The 14,531-nt window shown below is 65.6% G+C and carries 13 protein-coding genes; 12 read left to right on the top strand and 1 reads right to left on the bottom strand.

Going from position 1 to position 14,531, the window contains the following annotated elements; translation table 11 throughout:
- Window positions 1–186: 186 nt before the first annotated feature.
- The 4 genes from tfdA to BUE39_RS32965 are packed head-to-tail and all read left to right on the top strand — an operon-like array spanning window position 187 to window position 4,243.
- On the top strand, window positions 187–1,050 hold the full coding sequence (gene tfdA, locus BUE39_RS32980; RefSeq protein ID WP_011178399.1) for an alpha-ketoglutarate-dependent 2,4-dichlorophenoxyacetate dioxygenase: 864 nt from the start codon (window positions 187–189) through the stop codon (window positions 1,048–1,050).
- A gap of 42 nt (window positions 1,051–1,092) precedes the next feature.
- Window positions 1,093–2,634 carry an acyl-CoA synthetase gene (locus tag BUE39_RS32975; RefSeq protein ID WP_011178400.1) on the top strand — a complete coding sequence of 514 codons (1,542 nt, stop codon included), beginning with the start codon at window positions 1,093–1,095 and terminating at the stop codon, window positions 2,632–2,634.
- A gap of 5 nt (window positions 2,635–2,639) precedes the next feature.
- Window positions 2,640–3,806, top strand: coding sequence for a thiolase family protein (locus tag BUE39_RS32970; protein WP_011178401.1), 1,167 nt, complete (start codon window positions 2,640–2,642; stop codon window positions 3,804–3,806).
- Window positions 3,803–4,243: a Zn-ribbon domain-containing OB-fold protein gene (locus tag BUE39_RS32965; RefSeq protein WP_011296186.1), complete on the top strand. Its 441-nt coding sequence runs from the start codon at window positions 3,803–3,805 to the stop codon at window positions 4,241–4,243. Before BUE39_RS32970 ends, BUE39_RS32965 begins: the two co-directional genes overlap by 4 nt.
- Here the strand turns inward: BUE39_RS32965 and BUE39_RS32960 are convergent.
- On the bottom strand, window positions 4,240–5,316 hold the full coding sequence (locus BUE39_RS32960) for an aromatic ring-hydroxylating dioxygenase subunit alpha (protein ID WP_011178402.1): 1,077 nt from the start codon (window positions 5,314–5,316) through the stop codon (window positions 4,240–4,242). The genes BUE39_RS32965 and BUE39_RS32960 overlap by 4 nt on opposite strands.
- A gap of 74 nt (window positions 5,317–5,390) precedes the next feature.
- Between BUE39_RS32960 and BUE39_RS32955 the strand changes: the two genes are divergently transcribed.
- From BUE39_RS32955 to BUE39_RS32920, 8 genes are all read left to right on the top strand, one after another.
- Window positions 5,391–6,161 carry an IclR family transcriptional regulator gene (locus BUE39_RS32955; RefSeq protein WP_041680900.1) on the top strand — a complete coding sequence of 257 codons (771 nt, stop codon included), beginning with the start codon at window positions 5,391–5,393 and terminating at the stop codon, window positions 6,159–6,161.
- 78 nt (window positions 6,162–6,239) lie between these two features.
- Window positions 6,240–7,010 (top strand): TetR/AcrR family transcriptional regulator, encoded by a 771-nt coding sequence (locus BUE39_RS32950; RefSeq protein WP_049796619.1) that lies wholly within the window; start codon window positions 6,240–6,242, stop codon window positions 7,008–7,010.
- Window positions 6,988–7,761, top strand: a complete 774-nt coding sequence (locus BUE39_RS32945) for an SDR family NAD(P)-dependent oxidoreductase (RefSeq protein ID WP_011178405.1) — start codon at window positions 6,988–6,990, stop codon at window positions 7,759–7,761. Before BUE39_RS32950 ends, BUE39_RS32945 begins: the two co-directional genes overlap by 23 nt.
- A 162-nt stretch (window positions 7,762–7,923) precedes the next feature.
- On the top strand, window positions 7,924–9,171 hold the full coding sequence (locus tag BUE39_RS32940) for an ABC transporter substrate-binding protein (RefSeq protein WP_011296187.1): 1,248 nt from the start codon (window positions 7,924–7,926) through the stop codon (window positions 9,169–9,171).
- Window positions 9,172–9,185: 14 nt separating this feature from the next.
- Window positions 9,186–10,064: a branched-chain amino acid ABC transporter permease gene (locus BUE39_RS32935; RefSeq protein ID WP_011178407.1), complete on the top strand. Its 879-nt coding sequence runs from the start codon at window positions 9,186–9,188 to the stop codon at window positions 10,062–10,064.
- A 16-nt stretch (window positions 10,065–10,080) separates the two neighbouring features.
- Complete coding sequence (locus tag BUE39_RS32930) at window positions 10,081–11,043, top strand: branched-chain amino acid ABC transporter permease (RefSeq protein WP_011178408.1); 963 nt, start codon at window positions 10,081–10,083, stop codon at window positions 11,041–11,043.
- On the top strand, window positions 11,040–11,774 hold the full coding sequence (locus BUE39_RS32925; RefSeq protein WP_011178409.1) for an ABC transporter ATP-binding protein: 735 nt from the start codon (window positions 11,040–11,042) through the stop codon (window positions 11,772–11,774). The genes BUE39_RS32930 and BUE39_RS32925 overlap by 4 nt, the downstream gene beginning before the upstream one ends.
- A 114-nt stretch (window positions 11,775–11,888) precedes the next feature.
- A partial coding sequence (locus tag BUE39_RS32920; RefSeq protein WP_073432882.1) for a Tn3-like element IS1071 family transposase occupies window positions 11,889–14,531 on the top strand: 2,643 nt, incomplete at its 3' end.

Below are 14,531 nucleotides of genomic sequence, written 5' to 3'. Positions count from 1 at the left end.
GCTCCGGCTGCCGGAGAGCCATACCGATCCCGTATCGCTCGCGCTGATGGAAGGTATTAGACCATATGGCCCGGCATTTCTAGACTACCGCCATGATAAAACTCGGCTGCTCTCTCGTCTGCTGGAACATCTTCAGGCGCGCTGAGCCGTCTTTTTGAAACAGTCTCTTAGAAAAGGAGCAAAAAAGTGAGCGTCGTCGCAAATCCCCTTCATCCTCTTTTCGCCGCAGGGGTCGAAGACATCGACCTTCGAGAGGCCTTGGGTTCGACCGAGGTCCGAGAGATCGAACGGCTAATGGACGAGAAGTCGGTGCTGGTGTTCCGGGGGCAGCCCCTGAGTCAGGATCAGCAGATCGCCTTCGCGCGCAATTTCGGGCCACTCGAAGGCGGTTTCATCAAGGTCAATCAAAGACCTTCGAGATTCAAGTACGCGGAGTTGGCGGACATCTCGAACGTCAGTCTCGACGGCAAGGTCGCGCAACGCGATGCGCGCGAGGTGGTCGGGAACTTCGCGAACCAGCTCTGGCACAGCGACAGCTCCTTTCAGCAACCTGCTGCCCGCTACTCGATGCTCTCCGCGGTGGTGGTTCCGCCGTCGGGCGGCGACACCGAGTTCTGCGACATGCGTGCGGCATACGACGCGCTGCCTCGGGACCTCCAATCCGAGTTGGAAGGGCTGCGTGCCGAGCACTACGCACTGAACTCCCGCTTCCTGCTCGGCGACACCGACTATTCGGAAGCGCAACGCAATGCCATGCCGCCGGTCAACTGGCCGCTGGTTCGAACCCACGCCGGCTCCGGGCGCAAGTTTCTCTTCATCGGCGCGCACGCGAGCCACGTCGAAGGCCTTCCGGTGGCCGAAGGCCGGATGCTGCTTGCGGAGCTTCTCGAGCACGCGACACAGCGGGAATTCGTGTACCGGCATCGCTGGAACGTGGGAGATCTGGTGATGTGGGACAACCGCTGCGTTCTTCACCGCGGACGCAGGTACGACATCTCGGCCAGGCGTGAGCTGCGCCGGGCGACCACCCTGGACGATGCCGTCGTCTAGCGCACGCCATGGCGCACGCCCTTTTCGCGAAGGCCCCACAAGATGTACGCAACCCTGATCAGCGGCAGCCGTAGCCTGGACGGCGACACCTTGGCGCAGCGCGTCCTTCGAGCGGCGGGCGGCCTGGCGGCATGGGGATTGAGGCCCGGTGATGTCGTCGCCATCCTCATGCGCAATGACTTTCCGGTGCTCGAAATGACGCTGGCCGCGAACCGCGCCGGCATCGTTGCGGTGCCTTTGAACTGGCATGCGAACCGGGACGAGATCGCCTTCATCCTCGAGGACTGCAAAGCGCGTGTGCTCGTCGCGCACACCGATCTGCTCAAGGGCGTTGCATCCGCGGTGCCCGAGGCCTGCAAGGTGCTGGAAGCCGCGTCGCCGCCCGAGATCCGGCAGGCCTATCGGCTGTCCGATGCGTCGTGCACGGCGAACCCGGGCACGGTCGACTATGAAGGCTGGCTCCAGGCATCGGAGCCTTCGACGGCCTTGCCGGTCGCGGCGCCGGCCAGTCTGCTCTATACCTCCGGCACGACGGGCCGCCCGAAGGGCGTGCAGCGCGCCAACGGCACGCCCGAGCTCGCGGCGAAGTTCGGCCTGAGGGTTCGTCTGGCGCACGGGCAAGAGATTCGGCCGATCCGGGCCGTGCTGACGGGGCCGCTCTACCACTCGGCACCCTATGTCTATGCGCTCAACAGCTTGCGCTTCGGCGAAGTCCTGGTGCTTCAGCCGCGCTTCGACGCGGATGATCTTCTCGACCTGGTCGAGCGCCATCGCCTGAGCCACATGCATGTGGTGCCCACGATGTTCAGCCGGCTGCTCGACCTCCCGCCGGCGCGCAGAGCCGCTTTCGATACGTCGACGCTGAGCGCCGTGACGCATGGGGCGGCCATGTGCCCGCGCGATGTCAAGCAGGCCATGATCGACTGGTGGGGCCCGGTCATCATCGAGTACTACGCCGGCACCGAGATCGGCGTGATCGCGACCTGCACGTCCGAGGAATGGCTGTCGCACCCAGGCACCGTCGGCAAGGCGCCCGAGGGCGTCCGCATCGCCATCGTCGATGACGAAGGACATCCGGTGCCCATCGGCGACAAGGGCGAGATCCTCGTTCACGCCGACGTTGCCGATCTGGTGACCTACCACAATCGGCCCGAGGCATTGACGGAGCTTCGACGCGGCGAGTGGATCACGCTCGGCGACGTCGGGCATCTGGATGCGGACGGCTTCCTGTGGATCAGCGATCGCAAGAAGGACATGGTGATCTCCGGCGGCGTGAACATACTTCCGGCGGAACTCGAAGAGGAAGCGATGAAGTTGCCGGAGGTGCGCGATTGCGTCGCTTTCGGCATCGCCGACCGGGACCTCGGCGAAGTCCTGGTCCTCGTGGTCGAGCCGCACGCCGGCGCGCGCGTCGACCTCGAAACGATGCGGGCCACGCTCAAGAACAGACTGGGAGGCCTGCGTTGCCCCAGGTTCTTGCTGAGCATGCCGGTGCTGCCGCGCGAAGACAGCGGCAAGATTGCGCGCCGCAAGCTCAAGCAGCAGTACATCGACAGCATCGCGCCATCGTCGGCGGCAGCGTAGGCCGGATGGCGGCATCCGACATCGTCATCGGCGGCTATGCCGAAACACCCGTTGTCTTCGGGTCGGGTCGAAGTGCCTACGACCTGGCGGCGGACGTCCTGGACGAGCTCGCACGCAAGTACGGCATCGCGCCCGCCGATATCGACGGGCTGGCGGTCACGGCCGCGCTGAGCGAGGGCAGCAATCCCTTCCATGCGGCCTTCATGTCGGACGCGCTGGGACTGGCGCTCGACTGGCTGGCGACCGGCACCACGGGCGGCTGCGCGATGTTGTCCGCCGTGGCCGCAACGGCTTCGGCGCTGCGCGACGGGCACTGCAAGGTGGCGCTCGTGCTGGGCGCCGACGCTCCCAGCACCCACTTTGCCGCCGAGTTCCGCGGCTACCACGACGAGTTCATCGCGCCGACCGGCATGACGCGCCCGCCCGGCTTCTTTGCGCTGCTGCACAACGCCTATGAACAGCGCTACGGTGCGCTCGATGCCGCGCTGGGGAAGATCGTGCTCACACAGCGCGGGCACGCGTTGGAGAACGAGCGCGCATGCGAAAAGCTGCGAAGACCGCTTGCCCTCGACGACTACCTGAAGTCGCGCAAGGTCTCCGATCCGCTGCGCCTGCTCGACAGCGTGATGTTCTGCGACGGCGCGAACGGCGTCCTGATGATGCGGGCCGAGACGGCGTCCGCGATGGGATTGTCCAAATGCGCGCGGCTGGCCGGCTACGCCGAACGCACGAACCACGATGTGCAGGAACAGCCGCCCGACCTGCTCGCGTCGGGCTTCGTCCAGGCCGGTCCGCGCGCGCTGCGCCAGGCCGGCCTGACCGTGCAGGAGATCGACATGCTGCAGCTGTACGACGACTTCACCATCGCCGTCCTGATGCAGCTGGAGCACATGGGGTTTTGCGGCCGGGGCGAGGGCGCCGCCTTCATCGAGAAGACCGATCTAAGATTCAGCGGCGGCTTGCCGCTGAACACGGGCGGGGGCCAACTCTCCGCGGGTCAACCAGGCTTGGCTGCCGGCGGACTGGGCCTGGTGGAGGCGGTGCGCCAGCTCTTCGGCGAAGGCGGCGCAACCCAGGTCGAAGATCCGCGCAATGCGCTGGTCACGGGCATCGGCGGCCTCGCCTATGGCCGGGCCTGGATGATGAGCAGCGCGCTCGTGCTGGACCGATGAGCGGTCTTCGAACTTCGACTGTGGCCATCGGCCACTACATGGACACCGCGGCGTTCTGGGCGGCCACGCGCGAGCGCCGGCTGCTGGTCCAGTTCTGCACGCAAACAGGACGGTGGCAGGCCTATCCGCGGCCTGGCAGCGTCTACACCGGGCGCCGTCGTCTGGCGTGGCGCGAGGTCAGCGGCGACGGGGTGTTGGCAAGCTGGACCGTCGATCGCATGAACACCCCTGCGGCGGCCGACGCCCCCCGCATGCACGCATGGATCGACCTGGTCGAAGGCGCGCGAATCCTCAGCTGGCTGGTCGACTGCGATCCCGCGCGATTGCGCGTGGGCCTGGCCGTTCGGGTCGCCTGGATCTCGCTCCCCGACGGATGGCAGTGGCCCGCCTTCACCATCGCCGCGCATTCAGGCGGGCCCAACGGAAAGGCACCCTAGCCTTGCAACACGCCTGGGGCCTTGATTTCTGGCGCACTCCGTTCCGCCATCGCCAGCCGCTGAAGCCAACGGCGTGCGGCGAGCGGCGCGTGATCCACCGCGATATCCATCATTCCGCCGCTGCTGGACGGCTCGATCCTGCGAATGACTTCCACGCCGTCGAGTGCCCAGTTTCTCTGCTGGTTCTCCATGAGCACCTTGTCTTCCATCACGGTCTTGCGGAACTGCTCGAACATGCCGACGGTCAGCGCCTCGTTGTCCGGCAGGAAGTCGCGATAGAGCGCGGAGAACTTGAAATGCGTGGTCGATGTGGAGGGGGTACAGGGCCCCGGCACCCGAAGCCGCTTGATCTGCGTCGGGTCGTTGTTGCCGACCGGTTCGACCTCGATCTCCAGCAGCATGTTGGCGCCGGGCCAGAAGCTGATGCGTTGGCTGTTCTTGACGAAGTCCCATCCGAACAGGTTCTTGAACGAGGGTCCGGTGGACGCCTTGTCCCAGTTGCGTGTCACCTGGACCTTGGCTTCGCTGACGTCGACGGTCGGGCGCGTGAGCGCCACTTCGGGCGTGCCGACGGTCTCTGGATGGGCGTAGGTCACATGCGACAGGTCCAGCACGTTCTCGATGTTGAACAAAAAGGGCGCCTCGACGAGCAGGGCTTCGGCGGGCCGCCCGACGTAGCGTCCGGAGCTGCAGATCTCCGCGTAGTCGGGCACCAGCGTTTCGTTTGCGAGCGCCGGATCGCCCGGCCAGATCCAGACGAATCCGTCGCGCTCGACCACCGGATAGGAGCGCACGCAGGCGCTCGGTGGGACGCGAGACTGACCGGGAATGCTCGTGCACGAACCGTCGCCGGCAAAGGTCAACCCGTGATAGCCGCACTGGACTTCGTCGCCGATCAGGCGCCCCAGGGAAAGCGAGACGCGACGGTGGCTGCAACGATCGGCCAGCGCGGCGACACTGCCGTCATTGCGACGGAAGAAGACGACGGGCTGTTCCAGCAGGGTTCTCGCCAGCAGCTGCCGCCCCACCTCGTGCTTCATCGCCCCGACGTACCAGAAATTCTTGGGATACATGGTCTAGTTCTCCTTCGTTTGCGGACCGTGCGCTGAGCGTAGGGCGAGCACCTTCCAGTGGCATCATGAATGTGATGACGAAGCGCGAAGAAACCCTTGATTCATCGCCCAAGCCGGTCAAGTCGGCATTCCGGGCGATCGAGATCCTCGAGTACTTCGCCGCGAGGCAGAAGGGCGCCACCATCACCGAGATTGCGGCGGCGCTGGACTATCCCCAATCCAGCACCTCGATGCTGGTTGGCAGCCTGGAGACGATGGGCTACCTCACGTTCTCCGAGAAAGACCACCTCTTCCGTCCCACGCTGCGCGTCATGCTGCTGGGCGCCTGGCAGCACGAGGCGTTCTTCGCGAAGAACAGTTTCGTGACCGACATGAAGGCCCTCGCGATGCGCACGAAGGCCGGCGTCATGGTCGGACTGCGCCAAGGCATTCACGTGCGCTTCATCCTGTCGCTGTTGCCGAGCTTGAAGACCAACGCGCTGTGGTTTCCGCCAGGCGTCCTGCGTCCAGTCTGCAGGTCGGCGGCCGGCAAGGTCTTGCTGGCGAACGAACGCGACGAGGACATCGAACGGATCGCCTCTGCCGCGAACGCGGAGGCGGCTGACGGTGTTCAAGTCAATATTCCGGCGCTGATTCGCGAAGCGCGCGAGTGCCGCCAACGCGGATGGGCTCAGAGTCTGGACTACCCGAGGCCCGGCTGGGCGAACCTTGCGATGGGGCTGCCCCGGATGGAAGGACAGCCGGAGATGGCGGTCACGCTGGGCGTTCGAAAGGAATCGGTCGAGCTGCGGCGCGACGATCTGATCGCCGAACTCAGGCGCGCGATGGAACGCTTGAAACGCTAGGCCGCCCCGAGGATGCGTGGCGGACCCTCTCACTCGCCCCTATCGACAGCGCGCCGCCCCCGCCTTATATTCAATTCAATGAGGCACGATTCAAACAATTCATCCGCCGCCGGGCCCCGCGCCGACGCCTCCCCGCTCGTCCTGCCACGCAAGCGCGGGCGCAAGAAAGTCGACGGCCTGGTCGAGGCGCGGCGGCAGCAGATCCTCACGGCCGCGCTCGAGCTGTTCGGCACCAAGGGATTCCACCGCACGACGACGCAGGACCTGGCCGACAGCGCCGACGTGAGCGTCGGCCTCATCTACCAGTACTTCAAGGACAAGGAAGACCTGCTCGCGGCGGCCATCGGCCAGATCTTCGATGCCTACCTGAGCGAGATCCCGCTCGCCGTCGAGGCCGCCGCCGATCCGCTGTCGCGCTTTCGGGCCGCGGTGCATGCCTACTGCCGCGTCATCGACGAACACCGCGAGGCCGCCCTGCTCGGCTATCGCGAGACACGTTCGCTGTCCAAGGCGGCAACCAAGGGCCTGATGGCGAAGGAAACGCAGTCGACGGCGCTGATCGCCGAGCGCGTGACCGAATGCATCGAGGCGCGCGTCTTCCGCTCGGTCGACGTCGCGATGCTGACCTACCACATCGTCGTCTTCGTCCATTCCTGGGCGCTCAATTCGTGGCGCCTGAAGGGCCAGTTCAAGCGCGAGGACTACGTGGACGTGGGCGTCGACATGCTGCTGGGCCCGATCGTGCAGACCCCGGCGCCTGCGCGCAAACCCGCCAAGGCCGCCAAGACAACCAAGACCGCGAAACCCGCACCCCGAAGGAATCCCCATGCCGGCCGCCGCACTGTCTGACAAGGTCGCGATCATCACCGGCGCCGCGTCGGGCATCGGCGCCGCCACGGCCGAGCGCTTCATCGCCGAAGGCGCGCAGGTGATGCTGGCCGACATCGACGGCGCCGCGGCCGAAGCGGTGGCCGCGCGCCTCGGCCCGCGCGCCGCCGCCGCGCACGGCAACCATTGCCTGCCCGCGGACAACGCGCGCGTGGTCGCCGAGACGCTGGCGCGCTTCGGCCACGTCGACATCCTCTACAACAACGCCGGCGTGCTGTCGCGCGGCGCGCTCGACACGATCGAGGGCGACGAGCTGCGCGCCGTGCTCGATGCCAACCTGGTCGGCCCGGCCTTGATGAGCCGCGCCTGCCTGGCCGCGCTGCGCGAGTCGGCACGGCTGGGGCGCGCGCCGTGCATCCTTTTCACGGGCTCGATCCAGTCGCTGATGGTGCGCCCGGGCTTCGCCGCCTACGGGTCGTCCAAGCACGGCGTCGCCGGACTCGCTTCGACGCTGGCGCTGGAACTCGCGCCCGAGGGCATCCGCGTCAACGCGCTCTGCCCGGGCCCGGTCGATACGCCGCTGTTCCGCAAGAGCGCGGCGCCGGCCGGCGCGGTCGGGCCGTCGATCGAGCAACTGGCTGCCGGCATCCCGATCGGCCGCCTGATCCGCGTCGAGGAAGTCGCCAGCGCCGCCCTCTTCCTGTGCAGCGATCAGGCCAGCGCGATCAGCGGCGTGCTGCTGCCGGTGGACGGCGCCATCACGGCCCGCTGAGCGTCCGGCCGGCCAGCGGGTCCCTACCCTTGACAGGGCCATGCCGGTGCGCAAGAATAAATTTGAGTGAAGCTTCACTCAAATAAGAGAATCGAGATCGAGCACCGCCGCCGGCTGCACATGGCAAGGGCGCGGGCAACCACCAGAACAGGAGACAACGCCGTGAAAATTCAACGTTTCGCTCGCGCCTTCCGGTCCCGCCTCGCCGCCCTGGCGATCGGGGTCGCGACCGCTTCCCTATCGCTGCTGGCTGCCGGCCCCGCGGCCGCGCAGGACAAGCCCATCAAGATCGGCCTGACCACCGACCTCACCGGCATCGCGGCCGCCTACGCGCGCTCGCAGGTCAACGGCGTGCAGCTCGCGGTCGACCAGATCAACGCCAGCGGCGGCCTGCTGGGCCGCAAGCTCGAGGTGCTGGTGCGCGACTCGCAGCTCAAGCCCGACCTCGGCACTTCGCACACGCGCGACCTCATCACGCGCGAGAACGTCGACTTCCTGATCGGCCCCGACGGCAGCGCGGTCGGCATGACGGTCTCGGCGGTCGCCAAGCAATACAAGAAGGTGGTCATGATGACCATCCCGAACTCGCCGCGCATCACGACCGAGACCTTCCATCCCTACGTCTTCACGGTCGTGCCCTCCGGCGTCATGGAAGCGCGCGCCATGGCCGCCGCCATCGGTCCCGGCAACAAGCGCATCGCCTTCATCGGCGGCGACTACGAGGCCGCGCACCAGGGGCTGAAGTACTTCAAGGACTGGCTGGCGAAGGTCAATCCCTCGGCCGAGATCGTCTCCGAGGCCTGGCCGAAGCTCGGCGAGCCCGACTACAGCAGCTACATCACGAGCCTGATGTCGTCCAAGCCCGACGTCATCTTCTCGTACCTCTGGGGCGCCGACCTGATCGGCTTCGTCAAGCAGGGCAAGCCCTACGGCGTGTTCACCAAGACCAAGGTCGCCAGCCTGGTGTTCCTCGACGACCTGAAAGCGCTCGGCGACGAGATGCCCGATGGCGTGATCGCCCAGATGCGCGCGCCCTTCTTCGCGCTTACGGGTGACCGCATGACCAAGTTCACCGAGCAGTTCCGCGCCAAGTACAACGACTACCCGGCCGACTGGGCGATCATGGGCTACGAGGGCATGCAGATCCTCGCGCAGGCGATCAAGAGCGCCAACTCGCTCGAATCGGACGCCATCGTCAAAGCGGTCGAGCAGGTCAAGTACGACGGTCTGCGCGGTCCGATCAGCTTCCGGGCGCTCGATCACCAGGGCACGGTCGGCTCCTACATCGGCACCGTCGCCAAGAGCGACAAGTACCCGTTCAAGATCCTGACCAACGTCAAGACCATCAGCGCCGAATCGATCTGGCCCAGCGAGGCCGAGATCACGGCCGCGCGCGCGGCCGTCAAGTAGGAGCCGCGGCGCGCATGTTCCAGAGCATCCTGGTCCAGGCCCTGAGCGGCGTCAGCAGCGGCATGGTGCTGTTCCTGGTCGCTTCGGGCATGACGCTGATCTTCGGCACGCTGCGCGTCGCCAATTTCGCGCACGGCTCCTTCTACATGATCGCGGCCTACCTGAGCTTCACGCTCACGCGCTGGGTCGGCCACGGAACCTGGGGCTTCGTCGTCTCGCTGGTCGTGGCGCCGCTCATCGTCGCACTGCTCGGGCTGGTGGTCGAGCGCTTCCTGCTGCGCCGCATCGCCACGCGCGCCCACCAGTACCAGCTGATCCTGACCTATGCGCTGACGCTGATCCTGGCGGATGCCGTGAAGATGATCTGGGGCCGCGACAACTTCACGGTGCCGCGCCCCGGCGCGCTCGACGGCGCCTTCGACATCTTCGGCACGCCCTTCCCGAGCTACTACGCGCTCTTGATCGTGGTCGGCGCCGTCATCGCCGTCGCGCTGCACCTGCTGCTGACGCGCACGCGCTTCGGCAAGGTGCTGCGCGCCTCGGTCGCCGACGGCCAGATGGTGGGCGCGCTCGGCATCGACGTGCCGCGCCTGTACACCGGCGTGTTCGCGCTCGGCGCCTGGCTGGCCGGCCTGGGCGGTGCCCTGGCGGCGCCGGTGGGCTCGATCTCGCTGGGCATCGACAGCTCGATCATCATCGAATGCTTCGCGGTCGTGATCATCGGCGGCGTCGGCAGCGTCGGCGGCGCCCTGCTCGGCGCGCTGATCATCGGCGTGACCAAGTCGGTCGGCATCCTGTTCGCGCCCAAGCTGGCGATCGCCTTCATCTTCATTGCGCTGTGCGCGGTGCTGGTGCTGCGGCCGCAGGGCCTGCTGGGCCGCAGCACGGCCTGATGGGACGAGCACGCGCATGAGAACCGCCCTGCCCGCCGCCATCGACCGGCCCGAACGCATGTCGCGCAGCACGATCGGCTGGTGCGTGGCCGCGCTCGTGTTCGCGCTGCTGCCGCTCGCGATCGGCGAGAGCTACGCCTTCCTGACGGTCGACTTCTTCATCATGTCGCTGTTCGCGATGAGCTACAACCTGCTGCTCGGGCAGGCCGGCATGCTGTCCTTCGGCCACGCGACCTACTACGGCCTGGGCGCCTATGCGGTCGCCATCCTGCAGAACAAGTACGGCGTACCGCCCTGGCTCGGGCTGGTGGCCGCGCCCATCGTGGCGGCGCTCGGCGCTTTCGCGATCGGCTGGCTTTCGGTGCGCGTCACCGGCATGTACTTCGCGATGCTCACGCTGGCCTTCGGCCAACTGGTGTTCACCCTGGTGCTCGGCTGGTACACCTTCACCGGCGGCGACGACGGCCTGCCGGTGGCGCTGCCGGACTGGATGCTGTCGGCGCGCAACTACTACTACTTCAGCCTCGTGATCGTCGCGCTGTGCATCTGGCTGATCTACCGGGTCACGAAGTCGCCCTTCGGCGTCGCTCTCGGCGCGATCCGCGACAACCGCCAGCGTGCGGCCTACATCGGGCTCTCGGTGCGCCGGCTGGAACTGCAGGCCTTCGTCGTCGCGGCGGCCTTCGCCGGTGTCGCGGGCGGGCTGCGCGCACCGCTGCAGCAGATGGCCTTTCCCGGCCTGCTCAACTGGAGCCAGTCGGCCGACCCGGTGCTGATGGCCCTGGCCGGCGGCATCAACAGCTTCGTCGGGCCGATCGTCGGCGCCGCGTTGTTCGTGTTCACCAATTTCGCGGTCACCAGCCGCTTTGAGTACCCGCTGCTGGTCTTCGGCACGCTGGTGCTGCTGATCGTGCTGTTCCTGCCGGACGGGATCGTCGGCACGTTGCGGCGGCGGCGCAATGTGGGGGCGCAGAAATGAGCGCAGCGCCCGTCATCCTTTCGATCGAAGGCATCGGCAAGAACTTCGGCGGCTTCCACGCGCTGAGCCAGGTCGACCTGCAGGTGGCCGACCGCAGCGTGCACGCGCTGATCGGCCCGAACGGTGCCGGCAAGAGCACGCTGCTGAACGTGGTCTCGGGCCATCTCGCGCCGAGCGCCGGCCAGGTGCTGTTCCGCGGCCGACCGATCTGCGGCCGGCCGCCGCACGAAACCGCGCGCCGCGGCGTCGCGCGCTCGTTCCAGATCACCAGCATCTTCAGCGGCTTCACGGTGTTCGAGAACGTGCAGATGGCGCTGCTCGCGCAGCACGGCCTGTGCACGCGCATGTTCCGCAGCGCCGCGCCGATGAAGCGCGACGAGGCCTTCGCGCTGCTGCAGCTGGTGCGGCTCGACGGCGCGGCCGACCGCATCGCCGGCCAGCTCGCCGCGGGTGACCGCAAGCGGCTGGAATTCGCGATCGCGATGGCCGGCACGCCGGCCGTGATGCTGCTCGACGAACCGACCGCCGGCATGAGCCCCGACGAGCGCGCCATCGTCATCGGCCTGATCCGCAAGATCAACCAGGAGCGCGGCGTGGCGGTGCTGTTCACCGAGCACGACATCGAGATGGTGTTCGCCATTGCCGACCGCATCACCGTGCTGCACCAGGGCAGCTGCATTGCCGACGGTGCGCCCGAGGCGGGGTCTCCTCGTTTTCAGTGCAATAAGTGACGGTACGCAAAGCTAGCACTGGCGCGGGGGTGGTCTGGGTAGACCGTTGATTTCATTGACTTTCCTGTTCGCTTTGTAAACGGGTATGGTGGCCTCCCACTTTTGAGGTTCACGATGCAGGGTTGGCACACAACGTTTTTGGGGATGCGTGGGCTCCCCCGCGATATCAGCGACTTCGAGATGAAGGCATTTTTCACCTTCGATGGTGCCGAGCGCGACGCAATCAATGCACGCCGAGGTGATTCCCACAAGCTTGGTCTGGCGCTCCATATTGGTTTCCTGCGCATGAGTGGGCGTTTGCTCGGTGCCTTTCGGGTAATTCCAGTAGCCTTGTGGCGCCACCTTGGCAACGAGCTTGGCATTGCAGCACCAGAAGTCGCCTCGCTGAGAGCCATGTATGAACGCGGGCGCACGCTATTCGATCACCAACAAGTAGCCTGCACGGTCCTTGGATTCCAGTGGATGAGCGAGCACCAGCGCCGCTCACTGGTACGTGAACTGCGCGACGAAGTGGCGCGCTGCGCCGACCGCGATCAGCTACTCGTGCGGGCGCGTCAATGGCTGTACAAGAACAAGCTGGTGATCGTGCACGAGCGGGCAATTCGGACACTGATTGCGGCGGCACTTGCCCAGCTTGAAGTTGAAACAGGCACCGCCATCGCCGCCAGCGTTGATCCAGCAACACTTGATCGCTGGCGAGCCTCAGTTTCAGAGCTGCGCCCAGATGGACAAACCCAGCAGAGTTGGCTATGGGCTGCACCGGCGAAACACTCAACCCGCCAAATCAGCGAGGTACTGGAGCGCATCGACCTGCTTTACACGCTGGACGTTCATAAGCACCTGGCAGACATCCCCGATCTCATCTTGCGCCGCTACGCGCGCCGACTTGTCTCCAGGCCGCCCTCAGCCGGAGCCAAGATCAAAGAGCCAGCGCGCACCGTGGAGGTCGCATGCTTTCTTCGGTATTGCCTGTTCACCACCACAGACCAGTTGATCCTTATGGTGCAGCGCCGGATCGCCGATCTGTGGCGTCAGGCTGCCGCCGATGTCCCCGCTACCGTCAATTGGGCCGCAATGTACAAAACGCTGCTCGGCGAACTTGTTGCCTTGAGCGCGCAAGGTGCGGTGCCAGATGCTGAGTTGCGTGCCCGTCTTGAAGCCTTGATCACCGAAACCCAGAAACGCAAACCACCGAGCAGGGCCTCCCTGGTCCGCGAGGGATTGATTGATGGAATTCGCCCCGTGCGGTCGTTGCTCGTCGCCATTGCAAAGCTGCCCTGGCAGGCCACCGGCGAGCATCCTGCCATCGAGTACCTTGCCAAGCTGCAAGCTTTATATCTCAAAGGATCCAGAAAGCTGCCAGTTGAAGTGGTGGCACCAAGTCTGGGAATGATCTGGCAGGTTTCGATCTCCAGCCCAGACCGGGAACGGGCGTTTCAGGCGTTGGAGGTGGCCACCCTGTTTGCCCTGCGCCGCGCGGTGCGCAATGGCTCGGTCTGGATTGAGCACAGCCTGAGCTTTCGGGGTCGTGCGCGCTTGTTCTTCACGGACGAGCGTTGGCAGGCAGAGTCCAAGAAACACTATGCCCGTCTATCGTTACCCAGCAAGGCTGCCACTTTCTTGAAGCCTTTGCTGGCCAGAGTAACTGCCGGTGTCGATGCGGTGGCCGCTGCAGCCCGCAGTGGCGTACTGCGCGTGGATGATGAACTCCATTTGTCGCCATTGCCCGCAGAGGACGAAGACCCAGAAGTGACCAAGCTGCGCGCGGCTTTGGATCACCGCATCGGTGAGGTTCAATTGCCGGAAGTGATTCTGGCCGTTGACGCCCAGGTGCGCTTTAGCTGGATCATGCTCGGACGTGAGCCGCGCTCTACCGACGAGCTGCTGATGGTCTATGCCGGCATCATGGCCCACGGCACCAGTCTGACTGCGGTCGAATGCGCGCGCATGATTCCGCAATTGTCTGCCACCAGCATTCGCCAGGCCATGCGCTGGGCGCGGGACGAACGGCGTCTGAGCCAGGCCTGCCAGGCTGTGCTGGAATTCATGCAGCGACACCCGATTGCCGCCACCTGGGGGCGGTCCGATTTGGCATCTTCTGACATGATGAGCATGGAGACCACCAAACGGGTGTGGCAAGCCCGGCTTGATCCTCGGCGCAACACACCTTCCATTGGAATCTACTCCCATGTAAAAGACCGGTGGGGCATCTTCCATGCGCAGCCCTTTGTGCTCAATGAGCGCCAGGCGGGCGTGGCCATTGAAGGTGTCATCCGCCAAGAAAAGCTGGAGACCAGCCAGCTTGCTGTGGATACCCATGGCTACACCGACTTTGCCATGTCACATGCCCGTTTGCTTGGTTTTGATCTTTGCCCGCGGTTGAAGGAACTCAAACAGCGCCACCTCTTTGTGCCACGCGGCACCAAAGTGCCCGCAGAAATCGCTGCGGTGTGCGAAGCCAATGTCGACGTCGCTTTGATCGAAAAGCATTGGGATAGTCTGGTGCACCTGGCAGCCTCGGTCATGAGCGGACATGCCAGTGCGGTGGCAGCTCTTGCGCGGTTCGGTTCTGCCGCCCAGGGCGATCCAATCTATGAGGCTGGCGTGCAATTGGGGCGGTTGCTGCGTACGGCGTTTTTGGCTGACTACTTTGTCAAGGACGCTTTCAGGAACGAGTTGCGCCGGGTGCTCAATCGGGGCGAGGCTGTTAACGCCCTCAAGCGCGCCATTTATACCGGCCGGATCAGCCCGGCGCAG

This window comes from Paraburkholderia terricola (assembly GCF_900142195.1).
Taxonomy (GTDB): Bacteria; Pseudomonadota; Gammaproteobacteria; order Burkholderiales; family Burkholderiaceae; genus Paraburkholderia; species Paraburkholderia terricola.
This window is presented reverse-complemented; position numbering and strand designations above follow the sequence as displayed.